This is a genomic window from Shewanella sp. N2AIL (genome assembly GCF_022690845.1).
Taxonomy (GTDB): domain Bacteria; phylum Pseudomonadota; class Gammaproteobacteria; order Enterobacterales; family Shewanellaceae; genus Shewanella; species Shewanella baltica.
The window spans coordinates 1-222 of record NZ_JALBYT010000143.1 but is presented as its reverse complement, the minus strand read 5'-3'; the positions used below and the strand labels follow the sequence as shown (position 1 = coordinate 222).

Annotated in this window: 1 protein-coding gene; it reads right to left on the bottom strand. The window is 58.1% G+C overall.

The genetic code is table 11. The features are described from left to right. A partial coding sequence (locus MO387_RS21090; RefSeq protein ID WP_242326529.1) for a VCBS domain-containing protein occupies positions 1-222 on the bottom strand: 222 nt, incomplete at both ends.

Below are 222 nucleotides of genomic sequence, written 5' to 3'. Positions count from 1 at the left end.
CCGCCTGGCCGCTGTCGGCATCGGTAATGGTTAAGGTGCCGCTGTCAGTCAGAACTGGATCGGTGGCATCTTCAGTGACCGCGCCGACATCGTCGCCAGCAATCACAGGCACATCGTTGGTGCCGGTGATGGTGATGGTGACCGTGTGCTCAGTGCCGTCTTGGCTCAACACCACAAAGGTTTCGACCTTAGTTTCGCCTTCAGCCAGATATTGCACGTCGG